Below are 22856 nucleotides of genomic sequence, written 5' to 3'. Positions count from 1 at the left end.
CCTACTTGGTCTTGGGTGCCGTGACGCGCGACAGGAAGGCCGCGATCAGCTGGAACACGGTGATGATGAGGATCAGGGTGATGGCGGCGCCCCAGATGCGGTCGCTGCCGGCCGCGGTCGGGTTGGCCCGCTCGACGGTCATCAGCAGCGGCAGGGAGGCCATGTTGCCGTCGAAGACGTTGAAGTTGATGTACGGCGCGTACGCCACCAGGATCAGCACGGGCGCCGTCTCCCCCATGATCCGGGCGAGGGCGAGCGCGACCCCGGTCAACATCCCGGAGAGCGCCGTCGGGATGACGATCCGCATGATCGTCTTCCACTTGGGCACACCGAGCGCGTACGCGGCCTCGCGCAGATCGTCCGGGACGATCCGCAGCATCTCCTCCGAGGACCGCACCACCACCGGCACCATCAGCAGCACCAGCGCCAACGACACCGCGAACGCACTGCGGCCCAGCCCGAAGATCGAGATCCAGACCGCGTAGATGAACAGCGCCGCGACGATGGACGGCACCCCGGTGAGGATGTCGACCATGAACGTCGTCGCCCGGGCGAGCCGGGTCTTGGCGCCGTACTCGACGAGGTAGATCGCGATCAGGATGCCTAGCGGCGTCGCGATGACACCAGCGATCAGTCCCTGCACGAGGGTGCCGTAGATCGCGTGGTAGGCGCCGCCCCCCTGCTGCCGGCCGAGCAGCCCGTTCAGCGACTGCGTCCACCAGCCCGAGCGCAGCACCGGCGCGATGCCCTGCTCGACGACCGAGTAGAGCACCCAGATCAGCGGGACCACGGCGACCATGAAGGCCAACGTCACCAGCACGGTCGCGATGCCGTTGCGGACCTTGCGGCCCGTGCTGATCGCCGTGAACGTCGGTCCGACAGCCGGCTTGTCCAGGTCCACGGTCGTCATGCCCGAACCCCCGATCGGGCGATGATCCACCGGGCCAGCGCGTTGACGGCGAACGTCAGCACGAACAGGACGAGCCCGGCCGCGATGTACGCACCGGCCGACAGCGCGTTGTTGAGCTCGGCGAACGAGAGCGCGATCTTCGACGCGAAGGTCGCGCCGCCGTCGAACAGGCTGCCGCCGAACGCGGTGTTGACCGCGGCCAGGATGACCGTGAGGGCGATCGTCTCGCCGAGTGCGCGGCCGAGGCCGAGCATCGACGCGCTGACGTAGCCGGAGCGACCGAACGGCAGCACCGTGGTCCGCACGACCTCCCACTTGGTGGCTCCGAGCGCGAGCGCGGCCTCGATCAGCGGGCGGGGCGTGCGCTCGAACACCTCCCGCGTGATGGACGTGATGATCGGCAGGATCATCACGGCCAGCACGATCCCGGCCGTGAACAGCGTCGCGCCGGAACGTGCCTGGGTCGGCGCGAACAGGAAGAACCACCCGAAGACGTCCTGGAACCAGACGGCCACGGGCTCGATGACCGGAGCCAGCACCAGCAGGCCCCAGAGGCCGAACACGATCGACGGCACCGCGGCGAGCAGGTCGACCAGGTAGGCGAACGGCTTCGCCAGCCGCGACGGCGCGTACTGGGTGAGGAAGAGCGCGATGCCCAGCCCGACCGGCATGGCCAGCACCAGCGCGAAGAGCGACACCTCGACCGTGACCAGCAGCAGGTCGAGGATGCCGAAGTGCATGTTGTTCGGGTCGTCGGCGACGAACTGCCGGCTCAGCAGGAAGTTGTCCTTGTCGGCCAGCACCGACGGGATGGCCTGGATGAGCAGGAAGAGTGCGACGGCGCCGATCAGGGCGACGATGAAGACTCCGGAGCCGGTGACGAGCCCCCGGAAGATCCGGTCTCCGCGCTGGGTGAACGTGGCACCCGCCGTCTCCGGAGTCACCGGTTCTCGTTCGGTTCCCGGGTCCGGCATGAGGACGTCATCCTCCGGAACGGTGGCAGTCGCGGGAAAGCCCCGCTCGACACCGGGTTCGGCGTCGGCGGGGCCCCCCGTCACGGGTCGGTCGGTCAAGCGAACCTCCGTGCGAGATCTGACCTGAGGATATGTCAGGAGATCGCGTTGATGGCTGTGATCAGCTTCTGCTGGAACGACGCGGGCAGCGGCGCGTAGCCGGCGTCCGCGAGGCTGCCCTGCCCGGTCGTGGCGGCGGTGCCGAGGAACGCCTTCACGGCCTTCGCTGTGTCGGCGTCGTAGCCCTTGGAGCAGACGATCTCGTAGGTCGCGAGGATCAGCGGGTACGCGCCGGCGGCGGGTGCGCCGTAGACCGACTTGAGGTCCAGCGTCAGGTCGTTGCCGGTGCCGGTGATCTTGGCGCCCTCGATGGCCTTGCCCACGTTCTCGGTCGTCAGCTCGACCGCGCCGCTGCCGCTGTCGATCTTCGCCATCGACAGCTTCTGGTCCTGCGCGTACGACAGCTCCACGTAGGAGATGGCGCCCTCGGTGGCCTGCACGGCCTGCGCGACTCCGGCGGACTTGTCCGCGCCCGAACCGACGCCACCGGCGAACTTCTTGCCGGCACCCTGGGTCCACGCGCCCTTCGAGGAGGCGGTGAGGTACTGCTGGACGTTGTCGGTGGTGCCCGACTCGTCCGAGCGGTAGACGACCTTGACCGGCTCGGCCGGCAGGGTCTTGCCCGGGTTCAGCGCGGCGATGGCCGGGTCGTTCCAGGTGGTGATGCCGCCGTTGAACAGCTTCGCCGCTACCTCGCCGTTGAGCACCAGGTCCGTGACGCCGTTGACCTTGTAGGCCAGCGCGACCGGGCCGAACACCAGCGGGAGGTTCCACGCCGGGTTGCCCTGGCAGCGCTTCGCGGCCGCGTCGACCTCGCCCTTGTCCTTCGACAGCGCCGAGTCCGAACCACCGAAGTCGACGAGACCCGCGTTGAACTGCTTCACGCCCGCACCGGAACCCGTGGGGTTGTACGCGACGTTGCTGCCCGCGCAGGCCTTCTGGTACGCCTGGATGAACGCGTCGATCGCGTTCTTCTGCGCCGACGAGCCCTCGGCCGTCAGGTTCTTCTTGCCGCTGCAGTCGACGCTGGCGGAACCGCCGGCGGCGGGTGCCCCCGCACCGCCACCGGCGGGAGTCGGGTCACTGCCGCAGCCGGCGACGAGAAGCGCGCCCGCGGCCAGGAAAGCGACGACGGCGCCGTGCCGCTGGAGTTTCACTGGAAAGGTCCTCCGACGAGTGGTCGTTGCGGCCGTCGTGGCCGCCCGCCGGAGACGGTAGGTAAGCCCGGTGGACGCACCCCGCCGCACAGGTGAACGCAGCATGAACACGTTCGCGTTCACGGTGGGCAGCACCACACGAAATGCGCGCTGTGACCTCGCCGTGACCTGCAGCTATGAGGTATGTCCCATCTCGATCGTGGTTGCTAACGGGTGAACGAGCGGCTCACCGGGAGTACGAGACGTCCGATTCGGTGTGGACGAAGCCCAGGTCGGCGTACACGCGGATGGCTGCCGAGTTGTCCGATTCGACGTACAGCAGCACCTGGCCCAGACCCCGGTCGCGCAGGTGCGCGAGACCGGCGAGGGTGAGCGCCGTGCCGAGGTGCAGGCCGCGGGCCGACGGGTCCACGCCGAGGACGTAGACCTCCCCGACGGGTGGGGTCTCGTCGTGGTGGACCTTGGTCCAGTGGTAGCCGAGCAGCGTTCCCTCGGCGTCGACGGCGAGCAGGAACCCGGCCGCGTCGAACCACGGCTCGGCCTCGCGCACGCGCACCTGCTCGATGTCCCACCCGCCCTGCTCCGGGTGCCAGTCGAAGGCCGCGTTGTTGACGCGCAGGAACTCCGGCTCGTCCTGGCCGACGACGAACGAGCGCAGCGTGACCCCGTCGGGCAGCACCGGCTCGAACACGTCGTCGGGGGCGAGCGGACGACGCATCCGCCACAGCTCGCGGGTGCGGGTGAAGCCGTGGCGCGCGGCCAGCGCGGCCGCCGCCGGGTGGTCGCCGTGCGCCCATGCACGCAGCACCCCGTCGGTGCGCTCCAGCAACGCCTCGACGATGCGGCCACCGATGCCCCGCCGCCGCGCATCGGGGTGCACGGTGAACTCGGCGCTGCGGCTCCCGTCGGCGGCGACGGGGTCGAGGTGCGCGAACCCGACCAGCTCGCCCCCCTCGACGACCTGCAGGTTGTCCCCCTCTGCGAGGTGCAGCAGCACGTTCTCGCCGATGGGCGCGTCACCGTCGGCCTTCGTGGCGGCGGCGATCAGCGAACGGACGGCAGCCGGGTCGACGGGCGATCCCCAAGAAAGATCGGACACCCGGCCGACCTTAGGCCGGGTCAGTGCGCGCGAGCCACTTCTCGGTCGCTCTCCTCGTCGGCCTCGTCCTCGTCGAGGACGCCGGTGGCGGCCATGCCGAGCTGGCCGCGCGCGGGGCGCACGAACTTGTAGCCGACGTTGCGCACGGTGCCGATCATCTGCTCGTGCTCGGTGCCGAGCTTGGCGCGGAGCCGGCGCACGTGGACGTCGACGGTGCGGGTGCCGCCGAAGAAGTCGTAGCCCCACACCTCTTGGAGCAGCTGGGCGCGGGTGAAGACCCGGCCGGCGTGCTGCGCGAGGTACTTGAGCAGCTCGAACTCCTTGTAGGTGAGCTCGAGGAGTCGGCCGCGCAGGCGTGCGGCGTACGTGGCCTCGTCGATGACGAGCTCGCCGAGGACGAGTGCGCCGCCCTCGGCTCCACTGTCGGCGCCGGCGCGGGACTTGAGCAGGCGCAGGCGTGCGTCGACCTCGGCGGGACCCGTGCCGGGCAGCAGGATCTCGTCGACGACCCACTCACCGGAGACGGCGACCAGGCCGCCCTCGGTGAGCACCGCGACGACGGGCACGTCCGTGCCCGTGCTGCCGAGCAGCCGGCACAGGCTGCGGGCGGCGACGAGGTCGGTGCGGGCATCTACCAGCACGGCGTCATGCGGGCCGGCGTCGAGCAGCGCCGCCACCTCGGGGGCGGCGGTGCGGACACCGTGCGGTAGCAGCGCGAGCGCGGGGAGCACGGATCCAGGGTCGGGATCCGCGGTCAGCAGCAGGAGCTCCACGACGTGCCTCCTCTCACCGGGATTTCCGGGCGGCGGGGCGTCGTCGACTCACCGTTCACGTCCGCGTGACCCGGCATTCACACCACCACACGGATCGCAGCAATATAACCGGATACACCCGTTCCAGCGAAGCGCGCTTGACCACACATCCGATGACCGGTGACCCGGACGGTCGCTGCCGCTGCCTCCCCCTCTACGGTCGGCACAGGACGTCGAGCGGAATCGGAGGTCCGTGTGAGGCGCGTGATCATCGTGCTGGTGGTGCTGGTCGGGCTGTTCGTGGCCGTCGACTTCGGCGCCGCAGCGCTCGCCGAGTCGGCCGTGTCGCGGCAGATGCGCCAGCAGGTCGGCCTCGTCGACGACCCGAGCGTGCGCATCAACGGGTTCCCGTTCCTGACGCAGGCCATCTCCGGCCGCTACGGCAGCGTGGACGTGGTCGCGCAGCACATCAAGGTCGCCGAGCTGCAGGACCTGTCGGTGCAGGCGCAGCTGCGCGACGTCGACGCGCCGCTGTCGATGGTGCTGGGGTCGGGCCCGAAGACGTTGAAGGTCGGGGAGGCCGAGGGTTCGGTGCGGATCCCGGCGAAGGCCGTCGAGCGCATCCTGAACCGCAACGGCAACCTCGCGATCGACGACCTGCGCATCGACGCGATCGACCTGCCGGGGTTGAAGGCGGCGGCGAAGGAGAGCGGCGACACGTCGTTGACGTCGATCGACCCGGAGCGGGCCGCCCGGCTGACGGGGTCGACGACGCTGCCGCTGCTCGGCAAGAACGACGTGTCGGTGATCGCGCAGCTGGCGCTGGAGGACGGGAAGGCACGCCTGGTGCCGCGCGACGTCCGGTTCGGCGGCAACGCGCTGCCGGCGGCGGTGCAGCGCACGGTCTCGCAGATGTTCACCATCTCCGTCGACCCCGGGTCGTTGCCGTTGCAGGTCACGCCCACCGAGCTGACGGCCGTCGACGGCACGCTGCAGATCAGCGGCACCGCGAACAACCTCACACTCGGCGGGGGCGGCCCCAGCGCCGGATGAGCCACGTCGCACCGCGCGGCGGGTGATACTGGACGGGTGAGCTTCTGGGGAGCTGTTGGGCTCGGCGTCGCCGTCGCCGTCACGGTGGTCGTCGCGCTGTTGCTGCGCGCCCGCGACGGGCGGGTGCGGGCGGGTGGTGGCCACACCGGCGGTTGGGCGCTGGCCGAGCGACCGCCGGCCGCACCCGATCGGGTGCTGTTGCTGCAGCTGTCCTCCCCCGTCTGCACGCCGTGCCGGCAGACGGCCGCGGTGCTGGACGAGCTGACCGGGCGCACGCCCGGCCTGGTCCACGTCGAGCTGGACGTGGCCGACCGCCCCGACGTGGCCAGGGAGCTGGGCGTCATGCGCACGCCGACGGTGGTCGCGTTCGACCGCGGCGGCGCGGAGCTGCTGCGGGTGTCCGGGGTGCCCCGTTCGACCGACCTCCTGTCGGGTCTGGAGTCCGCATTGTCCGGCTGAATGTCCGTCACATGGACAGTTCCTCCCGCAAACCGGGATCGTCGGTTACCCTGGCTGACGTGTTCTGGCCGCTGACCCGTCGCCGCGCAGTCGATCTGTGCCGCGTCGGCAGCTGCCTGTGTCGGCACTCCTGAGCCTCCCGCCCGCGCCACCTGTCAGGTCCGCGCACGCCTCGGTTCGTCTCTCAGGAGCACACGCATGTCCTCTCCCACGGCGGTCGATCCGCCGGTAGATCCGCGCGGCGTCCGGTTCGCCGCAGGCGTCACCACGGTCGTGCTGGCACTGGTGCTGCTGTCCGGCAGCGGCTGGTTGCTGGCCGCGCAGGCCGTCGTCTTCGCGCTCGGCGCCTTCGTGGGGCTGCAGTTCGCGCCCTACTCGGTGCTGTACCGCGCGCTGGTCGCACCACGTCTGGGGCCGCCCGCCGAGAAGGAGGAGGCCGCCCCGGTGCGGTTCTCCCAGCTCGTCGGGTTCGCCTTCGCCGCCGTCGGCACGGTGGGCTACCTCACCGGGCTGACCGCTCTCGGCATCGTGGCCACCACGTTCGCGCTGGTCGCCGCCCTCCTCAACGCGGCCGTCGGGTTCTGCCTCGGCTGCGAGATGTACGCACTGATCCACCGACTCCGTTCACCCAAGCCCGGCAACAACAAAGAGGGAGCCACCGCATGAGCCGCCAGGACGTCCTGGTCACCGCAGACTGGGCCGAGAAGAACCTCGGCTCCGAGGGCATCGTGTTCCTCGAGGTCGACGAGGACACCACCGCATACGACGGCGGCCACCTGCCCGGTGCCGTGAAGATCAACTGGACGACGGAGCTGCAGGACCAGGTCCGCCGCGACATCGCGAGCAAGGAGCAGTTCGAGCAGCTCCTCTCCGCCAAGGGGGTGTCGAACGACGACACCGTCGTCCTCTACGGCGGCAACAACAACTGGTTCGCCGCCTACGCCTACTGGCAGTTCAAGCTGTACGGCCACGGCGACGTCAAGCTGCTCGACGGCGGGCGCAAGAAGTGGGAGCTCGACGGTCGCACGCTGACCACCGACGTCACCGAGCGCCCCGCCACCACCTACACCGCCAAGGACGCCGACACGTCGATCCGCGCGTTCCGCGACGAGGTCGTCGACGCGATCGGCAAGAAGAACCTCGTCGACGTGCGGTCGCCCGACGAGTTCTCCGGCAAGATCCTCGCGCCCGCGCACCTGCCGCAGGAGCAGTCGCAGCGGCCCGGCCACGTCCCGTCGGCGATCAACATCCCGTGGAGCAAGGCGGCCAACGAGGACGGCACGTTCAAGTCCGACGAGGAGCTCAAGGAGCTCTACGGCGAGCAGGGCTTCGACGACTCGAAGGCCACCATCGCCTACTGCCGCATCGGCGAGCGCTCCAGCCACACCTGGGTGGTGCTGCACGAGCTGCTCGGCCACGGCGACGTGAAGAACTACGACGGCAGCTGGACGGAGTACGGCTCGCTCATCGGCGTGCCGATCGAGACCGGGAGTGGTTCCTGATGTGCGCTGCACCTGACCAGGGCATCGCCCTGCCCCCGAACACCGACCTGAGCAAGGAGACCGTCCTCGCCGGGCGCGTCCTCTCCGGCGGCGAGCCCGTCGCGGGCGCGTTCGTGCGACTCCTCGACGGCACCGGCGAGTTCACCGCCGAGGTGGTGTCGTCGGCGTCGGGTGACTTCCGGTTCTTCGCCGCTCCCGGCACGTGGACGGTGCGCGCACTGTCCCGGTCGGGCAACGGCCAGGCCGAGCTCACCCCGGACGGGCCGGGCCTCTTCCAGACGGAGGTCGCCGTCGCCTGATCATCCTCGGTAGGGCAGCACCAGGGTGTCCTGGTTCCTGCCCCACCGCAGGACGAAGGTCCAGCAACCGGGGCCGGGCACGTCGAACGTCGACGGGCCCGGCCCCTGCTGCATCGTGGAGGTGACGGTGGTGGTCCCGAGCCGGGCGGTGATCGTCATCGGCTCCGGGCTGTGGTCCTTCGCCACCCAGAGGATCTTGTTGGTGCGGCCGGCCGGCGCGGGCGCGTGCAGGTCCGTCCACAGGATCGCGACGATCTCCCCGCGTTCCCCCAGCACGTAGGGCATCACGGGTTCGGGTTCGGAGAACCCGCCCCGTGCCCAGTCCGGCAGGACCGCGGGCTCGACGGGCGAGCAGGTGGAGGCAGCGGTGGGCAGCGACCGGTCCGGCACCTCCGCCCACACCGCGCCGGCGATCCCGGCGACGACGGCGACCGTGCCGGCGAGCTGCGCGATCCGCACGCGACGGGCTCGTCGTCGGCCCGCCGCCACGATCCGGTCGACGGGCACCGGCCCGGGATCGGGTCCGGCCGCGGTCGCGAGCAGGGCGCGGATGTCGTCCTCGGTCATCGGAACTCCTCGGCGAGCGCGGGGTCGGTGGCGAGGCGGTCCAGCGCCGCCGCGACGGCGGTCCTGTTGACGACCGCCTCCTCCGGACCCGCGCCGGCCCGGGCCTCCGGCGGGCGCGCCCACGGCAGCTCACCATGCCAGCGCCGTCGGCGGCGGCGGGCGATCCCGTTGACCAGCACGCGGTACGCGTACGCCTGACATGAGTACCTGGGTGCCGCGTCGGTTCCCTCAGCGGCCGGCGAGCGCCGCGATCGGGGTGCCGGGGCGCAGCCCGTCGCCGAGCGCGGCCCACGGCACCAGCACGCCCTGCTCCGCCAGTGCCTGCGCCGCGTGCGGCACCTCGTTGTACGGCTGCGCGACCAGCCCGTCGCGCGTGACGGTGTAGGGCGCGTCGGGGCCGGTGTCGTAGGTGGTCCGGCAGAGATCGTTGGGGTCGAGCCGCGGATCGAGCCCCTTCCCGCACGCGTCGACGAACGCGGCACGGCCCGCGGGGGTGAGGACGTCGTCGAGCGGGATCTCCTGGCCGGTGCGCAGGTCGATCACGAACGTCTGGAGCGTCTGGTTCGGGTACGCCCCGCCCGGGACGGACCGGGTGACCAGGTAGGCGACGGAGAGGACCCCGCGCTCGTTCAGCGCCTGGCCGCGGTAGCCCCCGTTGATCGTCGTGGTCTCGGCGCAGTCGGCCGGCTCCGGCGTCAGGTCGAGCGCGGCGTTGGCGGTCGCGGCGGCACCCTCGTCGATGCCGGAGACCGTGAGCCAGGTGACGTCGAAGTCGCAGGTCGCGCTGCCGTTCGTCAACTGCTGTCGGGCGGCGGCCGGAGCGAGCACGGCTACCGGTGGCGGGGCGGGCGGTGGCGGCGCGGTGCAGCCGCAGAGGACCGCCATCGCTACGGCGGGCAGGAGGTGACGACCGTTCATGGTTCCCCCACGGTTCGATGGCGCCGGCTCGTAGCATCGAGCATCGACCCCTCCCCCGCAGCGAGGGGCGCGACACGCATGTCCGAGGTCGACCTGATGACCGACCGCGCCCGTTCCGCCCGGCCGACGCCCGCGACCTGGGCGCGCACCCACGCGCAGGTGCAGGAGCTGCTGGCCGGGCTGGACCTCGTGCGAGCCCGATCGCGCGCTGTGGGCGGCGGTCGCCCGCAAGCCTCAGGAAGGCACCGGACGGGCCCGTAGCTCGCCCACCGCGACGACGTCGGAATGCTGCAGCTGGGCGCCGCGGCGGGTCTCCACCCGCCCGTTGACCTGCACCGCCCCGTCCTCGACGAGCCGGCGGGCCTGCGCCCCGTCCTCGGCGAGTCCGGCCAGCTTGAGGAACTGGCCCAGCCGGATGGGCGCCTCGGCGAGCGGGACGTCGTGGATCGGTGGTCTCGACACCGGCCCATCATGGTCGAAGGCCGCGCGAGCGTTAGGGTGCCCGCGTGCAGTGGTTGTACACGGGTCTGCTGATCGTGGCCGGCGCCGGCACGGTGGCCTACATCGGCTTCCTGCTGCGCCGGTTGTTCACCCTCGAACCGGCCGGTCCGCAGGCGGGTCCGGGCGAGGAGGAGTCATGAGCGAGCAGGAGATCCCGTCGACGACCCCGCCGTCGAACGCCGCCCCGGACGCCCCGCAGCGCAACCGCCCCCGCTTCGACGACCTCCCGGTCCCGGACGACACCGCCAACCTCCGTGAAGGCCCGAACCTGAACGACGCCCTGCTCGGCCTGTTGCCGCTGGTCGGGGTGTGGCGCGGGGCGGGAGAGGCCGTGTACCCGACGATCGACGGGCCGTACACGTTCGGGCAGCAGATCGTGTTCGCGCACGACGGCCGCCCGTTCCTGGCGTACGAGTCGCGGTCGTGGCTCCTCGGCCCGGACGGGGAGATCGTCCGGCCCGCGGCGCGGGAGACCGGGTTCTGGCGGCCGCAGCCGAACGGCGAGCTGGAGGTCTTGATCCTGCACGCCACCGGCATCGCCGAGATCTTCTACGGCAAGGCCCGCAACCTGACGTCCTGGGAGTTCCAGAGCGACGCGGTGATGCGCACCGCGTCGGCGAAGGAGGTCACGGCGTCGCAGCGGCTGTACGGCATCGTCGAGGGCGGCGACCTCGCGTACGTCGACGAGCGGGCCATGGAGGGCCAGGAGATGCAGCCGCACCTGTCGGCGCGGCTGAGCCGGATCGCCGGGTAGGACTCACCCGCGACCGGCGATCCCGCTGTGCAGGATCGTCGTGAGCAGCTCGATCGCCTCCTCGTCCGACGGCGGGGGGCCGCTGCCGTCACCGCCGTTGGCGAGCCAGGTCCAGGCGAACTGCTCGAGCAGGCTGGTGAACGCGGACACCACGAACCGGGGCGCGCCCGGCAGGTGGCGCACGGTCGCCAGGTGGGCCTGCAGGTGGTCGCCGTCCTCGCGGGTCAGCTCCTGCAGCCGCTCCCGCAGAGCGGGATCGGCCTGGGCCGCCTCGCGCAGGGCCACCATCACCGGCATGTGCTCGCGGTAGAACCGCCAGAACGACGCGACGTGGAAGCGGATCGCGGCGCGGTCGGTGAAGTCCATGCTGTGCTCGGGCTCGGCGGCCGCCTCGTCACCTGCCTCGAGCAGGTCCGCGAGCAGCGCCTGTAGCAGCGCCTCCTTGCTGGGGAAGTGGTTGTAGAACGAGCCGGCGGCACGGCCGGCGGCCGCGGTGATGTCGGTGATCTTGGTGTTGGCCCAGCCGCGTTCGGCGAACACGCGCTTGGCGGCGGCCTTGAGCGCCGCCTCGGTCTCGGCGGCGCGCTCCTTGCGAGTCGTGGTCACCCGATCCTCCCTCTTGACGGCAGACCGTACCGGGCATCATGATGAACTCACATTCACTGAACTTCAATTCATTGAACGGAGAGTCACCATGAGTGTCCTGGTCGTCGGAGCCGGCCCCACCGGCCTCACCCTCGCCATCGAGCTCGCTCGCCGGGGCGTGCCCGTCCGCGTCGTCGAGCAGGCCGAGCAGCCGTTCATCGGCTCGCGGGGCGACGGTCTGCAGCCCCGCACCCTGGAGGTCTTCGAGGACCTCGGCGTGCTCGACGCCGTGCTCGACGCCGGCGAGCTCCCCTGGCCCATCCGCGGCTACGCCGGCCACGACGTCGTCTTCGAAGGACGCATGGCGGAGATCGAGGAGCCCCGGCCGGACACGCCGTACCCGAACGGTGTGATGCTCGGCCAGTCGCGGACCGAGGGCATCCTCCGGGCACGGCTCGGCGAGCTGGGCGGGCACGTCGAGTTCGGCACCGCCCTCACCGGCTTCACCCAGGACGCCGACGGGGTCACCGCCACCCTCTCCTCGGCCTCCGGCGTGGAGACGGTGCGCGTCGACCACCTCGTGGGCGCCGACGGCGGCCGCAGCACCGTGCGCAAGGCGCTCGGCATCCCGTTCGAGGGGGTGACCGACGAGTCGATCCGCATGCTGCTCGGCGACGTCTCCGCCGACGCGCTGGACCGCGAGCACGTCCACTGGTTCGCCTCGCCCACCGACCCGCGGTCCGGGGTCGCGCTCAGCCCCCTGCCCGGCACCGACCAGTTCCAGTTCGGCGCCCCGCTCGACGGCGAGCCGACCCTGGAGGGGTTGCAGGCGCTGCTCGAACGGTTCTCCGGCCGCACCGACATCCGGTTGCGCAACCTCACCTGGTGCACGGTCTGGCGGCCGAACGTGCGCCTGGCGGCCCGGTTCCGCGACGGCCGGGTGTTCCTCGCCGGCGATGCCGCGCACGTCCACCCGCCGACGGGCGGGCAGGGCCTCAACACCGGGGTGCAGGACGCGTACAACCTCGGCTGGAAGCTCGCCGACGGCGACCCGGCCCTGCTCGACACGTACGAGACCGAGCGTCGCCGGGTGGCCCAGGAGGTGCTGGACCTCTCCACCCGGATCATGCGCAAGTACGCCGACGGTGACTCCGACGCGCATGAGCGCGGCGCCGAGGTCCGCCAGCTCGGGCTCACCTACCGCACGGCTCCTGCGTCGGCCGGGATCGTGGCCGCCGGTGACCGCGCCCCGGACGCGCCGCTGCGCACCGTCGACGGGCGGACGGTGCGGCTGTTCGAGCTGTTCCGCGGCCCGCACGCGACTACGCTGGCGTTCGGCGGGCCCGCTCCGGCCGGCCCGCACTCGTACGCGATCGCGCCGTCCGGCGGGTCGGGCGAGCTGGTCGACGGGGACGGGCACGCGTTCCGGGCGTACGGCGTGGAGCCCGGTGACGTCGTCGAGGTCCGGCCCGACGGCTATGTGGGGGCACTCCGCCGGGCCGCGTTGCGGTGATCAAGGGCAAAAGGTTGTCCCGGATCGATCCGGGAACGACGGTTCGCCCTTGATCGACGCGTCCGGCCGGCGGCACGGGTCACCGCGCCAGCAGGTCCCGGATCTCCGAGGCCGGCAGGCCCGCCAGCGACGCCAGCTGCTCGGGCTGCAGCCCGGCGGCGACGAGCTTCGCCAGGTGCGCGCCGAGCACGTCGCGCTCGTGGCTGACGGCGGCGGTGAGCCGGGACAGCTGCGCCGAGCTGGCCTCCAGCGCGGCGGCAGCGCCGACCGTCCGGGCGGGGTCGTCGAGCAGCACGGCGAGCAGGCGGTCCCTGGCGTCGCCGCGGGGTGCCGGACGGCTGGTCAGCGCCCGGTTGAGCGCCGCGGCGAGCGGGCCCCCGGAGCCCGCGGTGTCGGGCCGGTCGGGTGCGGCGACCGTCGGCACGGCAGCGACGGGCTGCGGGAGCGGCGGCGGATCCGCCGGGGCCGGCTCGGGGCCGGGCCCCGGGTCCGCGTCCGGCTCGCCGAGCGCGCGAGGCAGCATGCCCGTCGCGACGGCGTCGGCGACGGTGCGCCGGACCTCGGCACGGCGACGAGCCCGGCGCCGCACCACGTCGACGATCCACAGCACGATCAGGACGATCAGGACGGCGGCGCCCACACCGGACGCGACCAGCACGTCCGTCGACGGAGGCCATGGCATGAGCAGGCAGCGTAGTCAGCCACGATGACGCACTGCTACCGGGTTCACCCGGAGCGTGACGACCGCATCTCGGCTTCGGGAGCCACCTTCGCCTTCTCGCCGCGCTCGCCGTCGGGACGGACGGCAGCGACGCGCACCGTGGCATCGACGGGCGGCCGTTCCTCGCCTCCGTTGGCGCGGCCTGGTTTGGCCGGGCCCGGTTTGGCCGGTGCCGGCTTGCCCTGTGCCGGCTTGGCCGGCACCGCCTTGGCGCGCGTGTCTTTCGTGACCTGCACGACGGTGGTGGGCGGGGAGTCGGACGGCGACGACGCCTGCTCACCGCCACCGTTGCGCGACGCGCCGTTGGTGGCGGCCTCGGGCGCGGGCGGCGGCTCGTCGGGCACCGCAGGCGCCGCCGCGGTGACGCTCGGATCGGACGCGGGCGGCTTCGGTGGCGACACCGGCTGCGGACCCGTGGCCGCCTGCCGGGCGACCGGCGACGGCGCGCCCGGCCGTGGCTTCGGCGACGGACGCGGCTTGCCGTCGCGCCGGGCGGGAGACGGGGTGCTGCCGTTCGTCGCGACCGGAGCCATCTTCGCCGTGGGGGCGCTGAGCATGCTCTCCAGCTGGCCGCGGAGCCGGTTCAGCTCGGTGACCATGACGTCGCGCTGCCGGGCCAGATCGGCCACCTCGGCGCGCGCCGCCTGCAGCTCCGACCGGGCGCTGGCGTGCGCCTTCTTGCGGATCTCCGCCGCCTCCTCCTCCGCGGACTGGAGGATGCTCTGCATGCGGTCGGTGAACGAGCCGACGACATCGGGCGACCCACCGGGGCGGGAACGGGCGGAGCGGCCGTTCTGATCGGAGGCCGGGATGCCCGCCTGCGCCGGCGCGACGATGGGCAGCGGCTGGCTGCGCGCCAGCTCCAGATCGGCGCGCATCCGGCCGATGATGCGCTGCATCCGGGCGACGTGCTCGTCGACCTGCCGTCTGTCGTAGCCACGGAGGACGACGTCGAACCGCGGCGCGCCGGAGCCGCCACCGTCGTTCGTCATCGATTAGCCTCCAAGATCGCGGACACCGACCGCCCGCTGAGCATACCGACCGTCGTCGGCTTCGCACGGTTCCGGTGCGGGCCTAACATCTGATTGTGGACACCTCGCTGCGCACGACCCTCCGGGAACGAGGGCTGCGGATGACCCCGCAGCGCCAGCTCGTCCTCGACGCCGTCCGGGATCTGGGGCACGCCACGCCCGAGCAGATCTGCGCCCAGGTGCAGCAGTCCGCGCCGGTCAACATCACCACGATCTACCGCACGCTCGATCTGCTCGAACGGCTCGGACTGGTCCGGCACACCCATCTCGGGCACGGCGCCCCCACCTACTCGGAACAGGAACATCAGCACGTCCATCTCGTCTGCCACGCGTGCGGCGAGGTGTCGGAGGTCCCCACCGAGCTGCTGGCGGGTTTGGCGGAGCAGCTGCGCTCCGCGAGCGGGTTCGAGCTGGACGCCACGCACGTCGCGCTCTCGGGCACCTGCCGCGGCTGCGGGGCGGCGTCGTGACGTTGCCCGACCACGACCTGGACGCCGCCGTGCCCGCCCACCGCGGTGACCCGCTCGCCGAGCAGCGGGCGATGGCCCGGTCCGCGGCCGCCGTCGACCGCAGCCACCGGGGTGTGATCCTCGTCTCCGGCGAGGAGCGGCTGTCCTGGCTGCACCTGCTGCTCACCCAGCACGTCGCGGAGCTGCCCGCCGGCACCGGCACCGAGGCGCTGGTGCTCGACATCAACGGGCGAGTGCTGCACCACATGGTGGTGGCGCACGTCGCCGACACCGTCGCGCTGGTCACCGAGCCGGGCGAGGTCCCGCCCCTGCTCGACTACCTGCAGAAGATGGTGTTCTGGGCGAAGGTCGAGCTGCGCGACGCCACCGCGGAGCTCGCCGTGCTGGACGTCGTCGGCCCGACGACCGCGACGGTGCTGGCCGCAGCCGGCCTGCCCGTGCCGCAGCGCCCGCTCGACGTCACCGCACTGCCCGACGGCGGGTTCGTCATGCGCATGCCGTGGCCGGGTCCGGACGCCGCGGAGATCGTGGTGCCGCGCACCGCGGCCGCGGACGTGCTGGCCCGGCTGGCCGACGGCGGCGCCCGGCCAGCCGGCACCATCGCGTTCGAGGCGATGCGCGTCGAGTCCGGGCAGCCACGGCTGCACCTCGACACCGACGACCGCACGATTCCCCACGAGGTCGGCTGGATCGGCTCCGCGGTGCACCTCACGAAGGGCTGCTACCGCGGCCAGGAGACCGTGGCCAGGGTGGCGAACCTCGGCCGGCCGCCGCGCATGCGGGTGCTGCTCCTCCTGGACTCCGGCGACGAGCAGCTGCCCGTGCCCGGTGACCCCGTGCTGCGCGACGGCCGCCCCGTCGGCCGGGTGGGCAGCGTGGTGGTGCATCACGAGCTCGGTCCCGTCGCATCGGCGCTGGTCAAGCGCAGCACCCCGGTCGACGCCGAGCTCGTCGCCGGTGAGGACGAGCGCGCCGCACCGGCCCGCATCGACCCCGACTCGCTGCCCGTCGACACCGGCGCCGTCCCTCCCGGTCGGGCCGCCCAGATCCGGGGCGGCCTGCGCTGAGCCAGCAGCGGCACCGTCAGCGCCGCGGCGCGGCAGCCCACCGGGACGGCGGCCGCCGACCAGCCGAAACGCGTCTGCGGGGCGAGCAACCGGCTGACCACGCCGATCATCGCGGCGGACGTGGCCGGAGGAACGGCGCCGTCGCCGCGGCCGCGACGGACAGTGCGGTCCACAAGGCGATCGCTCCGGTCCCGGCGTAGGTCGACGCGAGCAGCACCTGCAGCGCGCACGGGGCCGTGACCAGCAGGAAAGCCCACCGAACCCCGCGCAGGGAGGCGACCACGCCGGCGAGCGGGAGCACCGTGCACACGGCGGTGAGCACGAGGCTCCACACCGGCAGCACGGCGAACGACGGGGCGACGATCAGGCGGAACAGGACGTCGGTGACCTGCGGCAGTCGGACCGCGACGAAGGCGTGGGCCAGCAGGACGGCCACCAGCGCAGCCACTCCTGGGCGGCGGGTACCCGGGAACGACAGCGGGCCGAGTACGACGGCGGCCGCGCCGAGCGCTACGGCGACCACCAGCCCGGCCACCGCGACGGCGGACCCGAACGTCAGTGCACCGAGCGCGACGAACCCAGCGGCCGTGCCGGCGCACATCGGGAGCGCGACGCGGGCCCATGAGGCGCCGCTCAACAGGCCGATCTCCGCCACGGCGGCGACCAGCGCGACCGCCACCAGCAAGGCGCCGACGACCACGAACGGCTCGCCCTCCTTGCCGCCGGTCATGGCGAGGCCCAGGAACCCGAAGAGGCAGCCGAGGAGACCGCAGACGGCCGCCACCAGCACGACGGCCACAGCGACGACGTCACCGAGCCAGGCGCGGGCGATCCGCGGCGCCATGGGCGGATCGAGGTGTGGTCCTGCAGCGACGGTCATCGCGACACCTTCCGTTCGAGGGGACGACCAGGACGAGCCCGGCGTTCCGCGATCGGTTGGGGTGTCCGTATTTTGAGACAGTTCTCCCGCATGACGAGACAACGGCGTACCGTCCGCAAGCATGGTCGCGCCGGATCGCTACCGCTGGGTCGTACTCGCCGTCGGGGCAACCGCCCAGGGCACGACGGCGGCGTTCTTCATGGGACTCGCCTCGGTCACTCCGGCGCTGCGCGCGCACTACGGCCTGGACCTGGCCGGGGTCGGCGCGCTGATCGGCGCGATCTCCGTCGGCCTGGTCGCCACGATGATCCCGTGGGGCGGGGCCGCGGACCGGTTCGGCGAGCGCGGCGTGATGACGGTCGGGTTGCTCGGGTCCGCCGCGGCGCTCGCCGCCGCCGCGGTGGTTCCCGGCCCGGTGGCCGCGGGGCTGCTGCTCGCACTCGCGGGCGCGAGCGGCGCCAGCGTCAACGCGGCGAGCGGACGCGCGGTGCTCACCTGGTTCCCGGCCGAGCTCCGCGGGTTCGCGATGGCGGTGCGGCAGACGGCGGTGCCGGCCGGCGCGGCGGTCGCCGCGGTCGTCCTGCCCGGCCTCGCGGGCTCGGCCGGGATTCCGGCCGTCCTCGCCGCGCTCAGCGGCGCGTCCCTGGTCATGGCCGGCGCCGTCGCGGTCTGGGTGCGCGAGCCGCCCGACCGCCCGGCCCGCGGCACGACCGCCCGCACCGGCTTCCGCGCGGTGCTGGCCGACAAGCGCCTGCAACGGCTGTCGGCGGCGGGGTTCGCGCTCGTCGTCCCGCAGTACCTCGGTGTGACGTTCCTCGTCGAGATGCTGCACGACGGGTCCGGACTGCCGCTCGCCGTCGCGGGCGCGCTGCTGGCCGGCACGCAGGTGCTCAGCGCGGCCGGCCGGATCGGCGTCGGGGCCTGGTCGGACCGGGTCGCCAGCCGGTTGGGGCCGCTGCGCATCCTCGCCGTGGCCGTCGCGGTCGGCTTCGCGACGTCCGCGGCGCTCGAACCGGGACCGGCGACACTGCTCGCGGCGGTGCTCGTGCCCGCCGTGGCGCTCGCCGCGTGCTGGAACGGGCTGGTCTTCACCGCGGCGGGCGAGCTCGCACCGGCCGGACGGGCAGCCACCGGCATGGCGGTCACGAACACCGCGAACTTCCTGTCCGCGGCGATCACCCCGGTGGTCGGCGGAGCGGTCGCGCAGGTGGCCGGGTGGCCGGCGATGCTGGCGCTGGGCGCGGTCGCTGCCGTGTTCGCCCGGGTCGCGCTGGCCGGGCTGGGGCCGGATCAGGACGAGCGCTCGCGCGCAGCGACCCCCGCCCAGAACTCCTGAAGCGCCTGGTACGCCTCCGCGGCGGGCTCCGCCTCGCCGTCGGCCAGCGCGTCGAGGGCCGCTGCCACCTGCTCGGCCGACCGGTCCGCGGCCAGCTCCTCCTCGCTCAGCACCGACGCGACACCGCCGTAGTCCAGCTCGACGACGGCGTCGTCGTCGAAGCGCTCGAGCCAGTTCCCGGTCTCGGCCAGCACCTCGGCGGGGCCGTCACCGGACAGCGACTCCCCCAGGGTCTCCCGCACCACCGTCTCGGCCAGCCCGACGCGTTCCCGGGCGTCGGCCATCGGCACCTGCCACCACACCCGGCGCGGATCGTTCTGGACCTGCCGCGCCTCCTGCTCAACGAGCGCGAACCACGGGAGCGGCACCACCCAGCCGGCGGACACGACGTGCGCCGCGCCGTCACCGAGCTCGGCGATCGCAGCCTCGGCGAGCCGCCGGGCGGTGCGCACGGGCAGCGGCAACGCCGCCGCGGCGAGCAGCGGCATCGATCCGTCGAGGAACGCCACGAGCGCAGCACCGGCGCGCGGCCGGACGTCCAGCGGGCAGACGCGCTGCACGCCGTCGGGCCCGGCTGTGACGAGCACCTCGAGCCGGCCTTCCGGCAGCACCCGCGATCGCAGCACCGCACGGAGTCCGAGCTCCCGCTCGAGGGCCCCGGCCGCGGTCGCTGGGACGGGCCCGCGTTCGAGCGCCTCGCGCACGGCAGCACCGTCCGGTCCCTGGAAGACCCGCAGGGGCTCGTAGACCCGCAGGTAGGAGAGGATGGGGACCGGCACGGTCGCCGATCGTGCCAGCAACTGCCCGTCACCCGATCGGCGCGTGTCCCGATCAGCCTGTCCGGTGTGGCGATGCCGCGTCGCACACAGGGGCATCAGCAAGGTACGGTGGTGGCAGGACACTGATGAGATGAATGGGGCCGCCGACCAGTTCCGGCCGCCCCTTCCCTGTGTAAGGGGGACCAGCCATGGGGCGCGGACGAGCCAAGGCCAAGCAGACGAAGGTGGCCCGCGAGCTCAAGTACAGCTCCCCCACAATGGACCTGGACGCGCTGCAGCGCGAGCTGGGCGGTGGGACGGCTCTCCACCAGGAGGACGACGGGGACGACTACAACGACCCGTACGCCCCTGACGACTACGACGAGGACGACCGACGCCGCTAACTGCGGAGAGTCTCCTTTCTGCGCCATTCCGTGACGACCATGATGCGTCGTCATTGGTTCCTGCGCGCGTGCGTCTTTCGACGAACCCGAAAGTGATCCAAGTCTCACCCGCTGGTGACACGATCGGGCTCGTTGATTCGATTACCCGCATGTGAACGGGACGTCACGGCTGGCGTCCCGGCAACCGTCCGGGAGGTGGCAGATGATCAATATCGCCGTGTCGTCGCGGTCGCTGGCTGCTGCTCGGGCAGTCGACCCCAACGTCAACGCTGCTGCGGTGCACGCCGCTGTGCAGGCGGCGCTCGCCGAGCACATGCGGCAGGGCGCTCCTCGCCCGGAGCCGCGGCCCCGCCAGGCCGGCTGAGGTTTCCCGCTAGCCGACCACGAGCCGCAGCCGCTGCGCCGCCAGCCCGACCGTCACGCGGCTGCCGCGCACGGCGGTGAGCCGATCGGCCTCGCCCCCGTCGGAGAACACGACGAGGGAATCGGAGCCGACGACCAGCTCCAGCCGCTCGTCGGCGGTGAGCCGGCCGGCGACCAGGTCCGCCCCGGTGGCAGGCGACGGCCAGGCCTCGCGGACGAACCACGCCAGCGCCGGCTCGTCCGGCATCGGCAGCGGCGGCGCTCCCGGGGTGCGCGCCAGTGATGCGCACCACCCGGTGGCGCCCGTGCCCGTGCCGACGACGAGCCCGCTGCTGCTCTGCACCTCGACGCGGCCGTCCGGCAGACGCAGGCGGTAGCGCGCGGACTGGTGCCCGCGGTCGCCGACGAACACCTCGTTGAGCCCGCGCAGCGTCTGCCCGTCGTCGAGCCGGGCCAGCACCGTGCAGCGTTCCTGCACGGTCGCGGTGCCTTCGGCCACCGCCGCGAGCGCCGCAGGCAGCTGATCGACGGTCAGGCGGCACAGCACGGCCACGCCCGCCGGGTCGATGCCCAGCACCGGCTGCCCGTCGAGGTACTTGGCGACGTTGGCCACCAGGCCGTCCGGGCCGACGGCCACCACGACGTCACCGGCGGCGAACGGGAAGGCGGCCAGTTCCGACCGGTCGGCGCGGCCCGTCCGCCAACCCGCCGGCACGGCGGCGGCGACCGCCTCCAGCGTCCGCGTCCATGCGTCGTGCTGCGCGCGCAGGCGCTCCAGCTCGCCCGGGTCGCGGTCGCGCAGGAAGAACTCCACGGCGCCCGGTGTGCCGTGCCGGTCGAGCAGCTCGCGGTACGCGCTGGCCCGCGTGACGACGACGAGTCGCGGTTCCAGCGTCACGCCCGCAGCCGTTCCAGGAGACCCGTGACGACGTCGGGCGTGATGGTGAGCTGGCCGATCTCGGGGAGCTTGCCTGCCAGCTCGCGGGCGGCGAGCAAGCCCAGCGTGGCTGGCGGGAGGTCGCGCAGTGCCGCGATGCGGGCGGCCTCGGCCGCCGCCTGGGCGCGGCCCAGCTCCTCGACGCCGGCCGCGCGGGCCGCGCTGAGGGTGCGGTCGCGCTCGGCGGCGGAGCGGGTCTCCAGCTCGCCGCGCTGGGCTTCGGCCTGCGCCGCCACCAGTGCGGCAGCGGCGTCCGTCTCGGCACGTCGGCGGGCGTTGGCGCCCCGCTGCTCCACGAGCTGCTCCTCGCGCCGGGCCAGCTCGATCTTGCTCTGCAGCTCGTTCTCCGCGATCGCGCGTTCGCGCTCGACGGCGTCGGCGCGGCGCTGGTACGTGGCGCGGTCCGCCCGCGCCTGGGCGGCTTCGCGGGTCGGGGTGGCCAGCGCCCGTTCCAGGTCGGGGTCGGGACGCACGTCGAGCACGCGCACGCCGGCCACCTGCACCCCCAGCTCGGCGAGCCGGGAGTCGGCGGTGAGCCGCTCGGCGACGGCGCGTTCGATCGGGTCCGGGCCGGCGGCCAGCGCAGCCTCCAGGGTCTGCCGGGCCAGCCCGGCCAGCACGGGCTGCTGGGCGAGCTCGCCGAGCAGGGTGGCCAGGGCGTCGAGCGGGGCGCCGCGCCACCGTCCGGTGCGCGGATCGAGACCGAAGTCGAGGCGCGCGGCGGCCTTGGCGGGCTCGGCGATGCGGTGGGTGATGCCCAGCGGCACCGACAGCTCGGCGTGGTCGGCGGTGCGGGCGTGGCACACGAGCGACAGGTCGCGGTCATCGACGGGCACCTCGGAGACGACGGCGGTGCGGGCACGGAACCAGAACGACACACCCACGCCCTCGTGCCGGACGGCGCCCCGCGCGGAGTGCCGGACCCAGGCGGTGGGCGCGCCACGCAGGTGATGGACGAACAGGGTGCGGGTGATGTCGGCCATCTCGATCTCCCCAGGATCCAGCACGGTATATCGTCATCCCGACGATAACACAGTTTAAGGTCAGGATGACGAGAAATGCGTGGCAACCTGTTCGCCGTGGCCGTCGACCTCGTCGTGCTCACGGTGCGCGCCGGCCGGCTGGCCACCCTGCTGGTGCGCCGCGGCATCCCGCCGTTCGAGGGCCGGCTCGCGCTGCCCGGCGGGTTCGTCCTCCCGCACGAGGACCTGCTCGACGCCGCCACCCGCGAGCTCGTCGAGGAGACCGGGCTCGCGCTCACCGGCCATCACCTCGAGCAGCTCGCCAGCTACGCGGCACCCGATCGGGATCCGCGCGGACGGGTGCTGTCGGTCGGGCACCTCGCGCTCGTGCCCGACCTACCCGATCCGCAGGCGGGCTCCGACGCCGCCGCCAGCGCATGGCACCCCGTCGACGAGGTGGCCGAGCTGGCGTTCGACCACGACACGATCCTCGCCGCCGGCGTCGAACGGGCGCGCGCCAAGCTGGAGTACACGACGCTCGCCGCGGCGTTCTGCCCGCCCGAGTTCACCGTCGCCCAGCTGCGCGGCATCTACGAAGCCGTCTGGGGCGTCGAGATCGACCCCCGCAACTTCCAGCGCAAGGTCACCAGCACCCCCGGCTTCCTCATCCCCACGGAGCAGCGGGTGTCGAGCGGCCGCGGCCGCCCCGCCCAACTGTTCCGCCGGGGCCCCGCGACGTCACTGCACCCGCCGATGCTGCGCGGCGACAGCTGACTCCGCGCCGG

30 protein-coding genes are annotated in these 22856 nt (G+C 72.9%); 14 read left to right on the top strand and 16 right to left on the bottom strand.

Going from position 1 to position 22856, the window contains the following annotated elements; genetic code table 11:
* Position 1 precedes the first annotated feature (1 nt).
* From pstA to ACQEVB_RS09385, 5 genes are all read right to left on the bottom strand, one after another.
* Positions 2-910, bottom strand: coding sequence for a phosphate ABC transporter permease PstA (gene pstA, locus ACQEVB_RS09405; RefSeq protein WP_432967586.1), 909 nt, complete (start codon positions 908-910; stop codon positions 2-4).
* Positions 907-1983: a phosphate ABC transporter permease subunit PstC gene (gene pstC / locus ACQEVB_RS09400; protein ID WP_432967583.1), complete on the bottom strand. Its 1077-nt coding sequence runs from the start codon at positions 1981-1983 to the stop codon at positions 907-909. The genes pstA and pstC overlap by 4 nt, the downstream gene beginning before the upstream one ends.
* Before the next feature lie 35 nt (positions 1984-2018).
* The gene (gene pstS / locus ACQEVB_RS09395) at positions 2019-3140 is read right to left on the bottom strand and encodes a phosphate ABC transporter substrate-binding protein PstS (RefSeq protein ID WP_432967580.1); all 1122 of its coding nucleotides are present in this window, start codon (positions 3138-3140) and stop codon (positions 2019-2021) included.
* A 226-nt stretch (positions 3141-3366) separates the two neighbouring features.
* The gene (mshD, locus tag ACQEVB_RS09390) at positions 3367-4239 is read right to left on the bottom strand and encodes a mycothiol synthase (protein WP_432967577.1); all 873 of its coding nucleotides are present in this window, start codon (positions 4237-4239) and stop codon (positions 3367-3369) included.
* Between the two features lie 20 nt (positions 4240-4259).
* Entirely contained in the window at positions 4260-5012 is a 753-nt protein-coding gene (locus ACQEVB_RS09385; RefSeq protein WP_432967574.1) for a winged helix-turn-helix transcriptional regulator, read from the bottom strand.
* 234 nt (positions 5013-5246) lie between these two features.
* Here ACQEVB_RS09385 and ACQEVB_RS09380 point away from each other — a divergent pair, with 234 nt between their 5' ends.
* The 5 genes from ACQEVB_RS09380 to ACQEVB_RS09360 all read left to right on the top strand — a co-directional run bounded on the left by ACQEVB_RS09380 (position 5247) and on the right by ACQEVB_RS09360 (position 8304).
* On the top strand, positions 5247-6044 hold the full coding sequence (locus ACQEVB_RS09380) for an LmeA family phospholipid-binding protein (protein WP_432967571.1): 798 nt from the start codon (positions 5247-5249) through the stop codon (positions 6042-6044).
* A gap of 36 nt (positions 6045-6080) precedes the next feature.
* Positions 6081-6503 (top strand): thioredoxin family protein, encoded by a 423-nt coding sequence (locus tag ACQEVB_RS09375; RefSeq protein ID WP_432967568.1) that lies wholly within the window; start codon positions 6081-6083, stop codon positions 6501-6503.
* 198 nt (positions 6504-6701) lie between these two features.
* On the top strand, positions 6702-7169 hold the full coding sequence (locus ACQEVB_RS09370) for a DUF4395 domain-containing protein (RefSeq protein WP_432967565.1): 468 nt from the start codon (positions 6702-6704) through the stop codon (positions 7167-7169).
* Positions 7166-8005: a sulfurtransferase gene (locus tag ACQEVB_RS09365; protein WP_432967562.1), complete on the top strand. Its 840-nt coding sequence runs from the start codon at positions 7166-7168 to the stop codon at positions 8003-8005. Before ACQEVB_RS09370 ends, ACQEVB_RS09365 begins: the two co-directional genes overlap by 4 nt.
* Positions 8005-8304 (top strand): DUF1416 domain-containing protein, encoded by a 300-nt coding sequence (locus tag ACQEVB_RS09360; RefSeq protein ID WP_432967559.1) that lies wholly within the window; start codon positions 8005-8007, stop codon positions 8302-8304. Before ACQEVB_RS09365 ends, ACQEVB_RS09360 begins: the two co-directional genes overlap by 1 nt.
* Here the strand turns inward: ACQEVB_RS09360 and ACQEVB_RS09355 are convergent, their stop codons facing one another.
* The 4 genes from ACQEVB_RS09355 to ACQEVB_RS09340 all read right to left on the bottom strand — a co-directional run bounded on the left by ACQEVB_RS09355 (position 8305) and on the right by ACQEVB_RS09340 (position 10251).
* On the bottom strand, positions 8305-8871 hold the full coding sequence (locus tag ACQEVB_RS09355; RefSeq protein ID WP_432967556.1) for a hypothetical protein: 567 nt from the start codon (positions 8869-8871) through the stop codon (positions 8305-8307).
* Positions 8868-9050: a hypothetical protein gene (locus ACQEVB_RS09350; protein ID WP_432967553.1), complete on the bottom strand. Its 183-nt coding sequence runs from the start codon at positions 9048-9050 to the stop codon at positions 8868-8870. The genes ACQEVB_RS09355 and ACQEVB_RS09350 overlap by 4 nt, the downstream gene beginning before the upstream one ends.
* 49 nt (positions 9051-9099) lie before the next feature.
* The gene (locus tag ACQEVB_RS09345) at positions 9100-9789 is read right to left on the bottom strand and encodes a hypothetical protein (RefSeq protein ID WP_432967550.1); all 690 of its coding nucleotides are present in this window, start codon (positions 9787-9789) and stop codon (positions 9100-9102) included.
* A 234-nt stretch (positions 9790-10023) separates the two neighbouring features.
* Entirely contained in the window at positions 10024-10251 is a 228-nt protein-coding gene (locus tag ACQEVB_RS09340) for an RNA-binding S4 domain-containing protein (RefSeq protein ID WP_432967547.1), read from the bottom strand.
* Between the two features lie 44 nt (positions 10252-10295).
* On the opposite strand from ACQEVB_RS09340, the gene ACQEVB_RS09335 reads away from it, so the two are divergent.
* Both ACQEVB_RS09335 and ACQEVB_RS09330 read left to right on the top strand, forming a co-directional pair.
* The gene (locus ACQEVB_RS09335) at positions 10296-10430 is read left to right on the top strand and encodes a hypothetical protein (protein WP_432967544.1); all 135 of its coding nucleotides are present in this window, start codon (positions 10296-10298) and stop codon (positions 10428-10430) included.
* Positions 10427-11044: an FABP family protein gene (locus tag ACQEVB_RS09330; RefSeq protein WP_432967541.1), complete on the top strand. Its 618-nt coding sequence runs from the start codon at positions 10427-10429 to the stop codon at positions 11042-11044. The genes ACQEVB_RS09335 and ACQEVB_RS09330 overlap by 4 nt, the downstream gene beginning before the upstream one ends.
* 3 nt (positions 11045-11047) lie before the next feature.
* Here ACQEVB_RS09330 and ACQEVB_RS09325 read toward each other — a convergent pair whose 3' ends face one another.
* Positions 11048-11650, bottom strand: a complete 603-nt coding sequence (locus ACQEVB_RS09325) for a TetR/AcrR family transcriptional regulator (RefSeq protein ID WP_432967538.1) — start codon at positions 11648-11650, stop codon at positions 11048-11050.
* An 88-nt stretch (positions 11651-11738) separates the two neighbouring features.
* On the opposite strand from ACQEVB_RS09325, the gene ACQEVB_RS09320 reads away from it, so the two are divergent.
* Positions 11739-13142: an FAD-dependent monooxygenase gene (locus ACQEVB_RS09320; protein WP_432967535.1), complete on the top strand. Its 1404-nt coding sequence runs from the start codon at positions 11739-11741 to the stop codon at positions 13140-13142.
* A gap of 79 nt (positions 13143-13221) precedes the next feature.
* Here ACQEVB_RS09320 and ACQEVB_RS09315 read toward each other — a convergent pair whose 3' ends face one another.
* Positions 13222-13824 carry a hypothetical protein gene (locus ACQEVB_RS09315; protein WP_432967532.1) on the bottom strand — a complete coding sequence of 201 codons (603 nt, stop codon included), beginning with the start codon at positions 13822-13824 and terminating at the stop codon, positions 13222-13224.
* A gap of 44 nt (positions 13825-13868) precedes the next feature.
* A complete protein-coding gene (locus ACQEVB_RS09310) occupies positions 13869-14855 on the bottom strand; it encodes a hypothetical protein (RefSeq protein ID WP_432967529.1) in 987 nt (328 codons plus the stop codon).
* A 140-nt stretch (positions 14856-14995) separates the two neighbouring features.
* On the opposite strand from ACQEVB_RS09310, the gene ACQEVB_RS09305 reads away from it, so the two are divergent.
* Both ACQEVB_RS09305 and ACQEVB_RS09300 read left to right on the top strand, forming a co-directional pair.
* Positions 14996-15364 (top strand): Fur family transcriptional regulator, encoded by a 369-nt coding sequence (locus ACQEVB_RS09305; RefSeq protein WP_432980253.1) that lies wholly within the window; start codon positions 14996-14998, stop codon positions 15362-15364.
* Positions 15361-16431 (top strand): YgfZ/GcvT domain-containing protein, encoded by a 1071-nt coding sequence (locus tag ACQEVB_RS09300; RefSeq protein ID WP_432967526.1) that lies wholly within the window; start codon positions 15361-15363, stop codon positions 16429-16431. The genes ACQEVB_RS09305 and ACQEVB_RS09300 overlap by 4 nt, the downstream gene beginning before the upstream one ends.
* Positions 16432-16537: 106 nt before the next feature.
* Here the strand turns inward: ACQEVB_RS09300 and ACQEVB_RS09295 are convergent, their stop codons facing one another.
* Entirely contained in the window at positions 16538-17311 is a 774-nt protein-coding gene (locus ACQEVB_RS09295; protein ID WP_432967523.1) for a hypothetical protein, read from the bottom strand.
* A gap of 121 nt (positions 17312-17432) precedes the next feature.
* Between ACQEVB_RS09295 and ACQEVB_RS09290 the strand changes: the two genes are divergently transcribed.
* Entirely contained in the window at positions 17433-18647 is a 1215-nt protein-coding gene (locus ACQEVB_RS09290; protein WP_432967520.1) for an MFS transporter, read from the top strand.
* On the opposite strand, the gene ACQEVB_RS09285 is transcribed toward ACQEVB_RS09290, so the two are convergent.
* Entirely contained in the window at positions 18602-19426 is an 825-nt protein-coding gene (locus ACQEVB_RS09285; protein ID WP_432967517.1) for a hypothetical protein, read from the bottom strand. The two genes, ACQEVB_RS09290 and ACQEVB_RS09285, sit on opposite strands and share 46 nt — an antisense overlap.
* Before the next feature lie 188 nt (positions 19427-19614).
* On the opposite strand from ACQEVB_RS09285, the gene ACQEVB_RS09280 reads away from it, so the two are divergent.
* Positions 19615-19809 carry a DUF3073 domain-containing protein gene (locus ACQEVB_RS09280; protein WP_432967514.1) on the top strand — a complete coding sequence of 65 codons (195 nt, stop codon included), beginning with the start codon at positions 19615-19617 and terminating at the stop codon, positions 19807-19809.
* A gap of 202 nt (positions 19810-20011) precedes the next feature.
* The gene (locus ACQEVB_RS09275) at positions 20012-20173 is read left to right on the top strand and encodes a hypothetical protein (RefSeq protein ID WP_432967511.1); all 162 of its coding nucleotides are present in this window, start codon (positions 20012-20014) and stop codon (positions 20171-20173) included.
* Between the two features lie 9 nt (positions 20174-20182).
* Here the strand turns inward: ACQEVB_RS09275 and ACQEVB_RS09270 are convergent, their stop codons facing one another.
* Together ACQEVB_RS09270 and ACQEVB_RS09265 are read right to left on the bottom strand one after the other, a co-directional pair.
* Positions 20183-21070: a hypothetical protein gene (locus tag ACQEVB_RS09270; protein WP_432967508.1), complete on the bottom strand. Its 888-nt coding sequence runs from the start codon at positions 21068-21070 to the stop codon at positions 20183-20185.
* Positions 21067-22092 (bottom strand): SPFH domain-containing protein, encoded by a 1026-nt coding sequence (locus tag ACQEVB_RS09265; RefSeq protein ID WP_432967505.1) that lies wholly within the window; start codon positions 22090-22092, stop codon positions 21067-21069. Before ACQEVB_RS09265 ends, ACQEVB_RS09270 begins: the two co-directional genes overlap by 4 nt.
* A 75-nt stretch (positions 22093-22167) precedes the next feature.
* Here ACQEVB_RS09265 and ACQEVB_RS09260 point away from each other — a divergent pair, with 75 nt between their 5' ends.
* The gene (locus ACQEVB_RS09260) at positions 22168-22845 is read left to right on the top strand and encodes an NUDIX hydrolase (RefSeq protein WP_432967502.1); all 678 of its coding nucleotides are present in this window, start codon (positions 22168-22170) and stop codon (positions 22843-22845) included.
* Positions 22846-22856: the final 11 nt, after the last annotated feature.

This window comes from Pseudonocardia sp. CA-107938 (genome assembly GCF_050936315.1).
Taxonomy (GTDB): Bacteria; Actinomycetota; Actinomycetes; order Mycobacteriales; family Pseudonocardiaceae; genus Pseudonocardia.
Note: the sequence above shows the minus strand (reverse complement) of the source record. Positions and strands in the feature narration are given on the sequence as shown.

Excerpts from the sequence above, each read along its gene's own strand:
- ACQEVB_RS09305 (WP_432980253.1), top strand. The coding sequence starts at position 14,996 with ATGACCCCGCAGCGCCAGCTCGTCCTCGACGCCGTCCGGGATCTGGGG.
- pstA (WP_432967586.1), bottom strand. The coding sequence starts at position 910 with ATGACGACCGTGGACCTGGACAAGCCGGCTGTCGGACCGACGTTCACG.
- ACQEVB_RS09280 (WP_432967514.1), top strand. The coding sequence starts at position 19,615 with ATGGGGCGCGGACGAGCCAAGGCCAAGCAGACGAAGGTGGCCCGCGAG.
- ACQEVB_RS09360 (WP_432967559.1), top strand. The coding sequence starts at position 8,005 with ATGTGCGCTGCACCTGACCAGGGCATCGCCCTGCCCCCGAACACCGAC.
- ACQEVB_RS09260 (WP_432967502.1), top strand. The coding sequence starts at position 22,168 with ATGCGTGGCAACCTGTTCGCCGTGGCCGTCGACCTCGTCGTGCTCACG.
- ACQEVB_RS09295 (WP_432967523.1), bottom strand. The coding sequence starts at position 17,311 with ATGACCGTCGCTGCAGGACCACACCTCGATCCGCCCATGGCGCCGCGG.
- ACQEVB_RS09330 (WP_432967541.1), top strand. The coding sequence starts at position 10,427 with ATGAGCGAGCAGGAGATCCCGTCGACGACCCCGCCGTCGAACGCCGCC.
- ACQEVB_RS09275 (WP_432967511.1), top strand. The coding sequence starts at position 20,012 with ATGATCAATATCGCCGTGTCGTCGCGGTCGCTGGCTGCTGCTCGGGCA.
- ACQEVB_RS09365 (WP_432967562.1), top strand. The coding sequence starts at position 7,166 with ATGAGCCGCCAGGACGTCCTGGTCACCGCAGACTGGGCCGAGAAGAAC.
- ACQEVB_RS09265 (WP_432967505.1), bottom strand. The coding sequence starts at position 22,092 with ATGGCCGACATCACCCGCACCCTGTTCGTCCATCACCTGCGTGGCGCG.
- ACQEVB_RS09290 (WP_432967520.1), top strand. The coding sequence starts at position 17,433 with ATGGTCGCGCCGGATCGCTACCGCTGGGTCGTACTCGCCGTCGGGGCA.
- ACQEVB_RS09315 (WP_432967532.1), bottom strand. The coding sequence starts at position 13,824 with ATGCCATGGCCTCCGTCGACGGACGTGCTGGTCGCGTCCGGTGTGGGC.
- ACQEVB_RS09320 (WP_432967535.1), top strand. The coding sequence starts at position 11,739 with ATGAGTGTCCTGGTCGTCGGAGCCGGCCCCACCGGCCTCACCCTCGCC.
- ACQEVB_RS09345 (WP_432967550.1), bottom strand. The coding sequence starts at position 9,789 with ATGAACGGTCGTCACCTCCTGCCCGCCGTAGCGATGGCGGTCCTCTGC.
- ACQEVB_RS09310 (WP_432967529.1), bottom strand. The coding sequence starts at position 14,855 with ATGACGAACGACGGTGGCGGCTCCGGCGCGCCGCGGTTCGACGTCGTC.
- ACQEVB_RS09370 (WP_432967565.1), top strand. The coding sequence starts at position 6,702 with ATGTCCTCTCCCACGGCGGTCGATCCGCCGGTAGATCCGCGCGGCGTC.
- ACQEVB_RS09355 (WP_432967556.1), bottom strand. The coding sequence starts at position 8,871 with ATGACCGAGGACGACATCCGCGCCCTGCTCGCGACCGCGGCCGGACCC.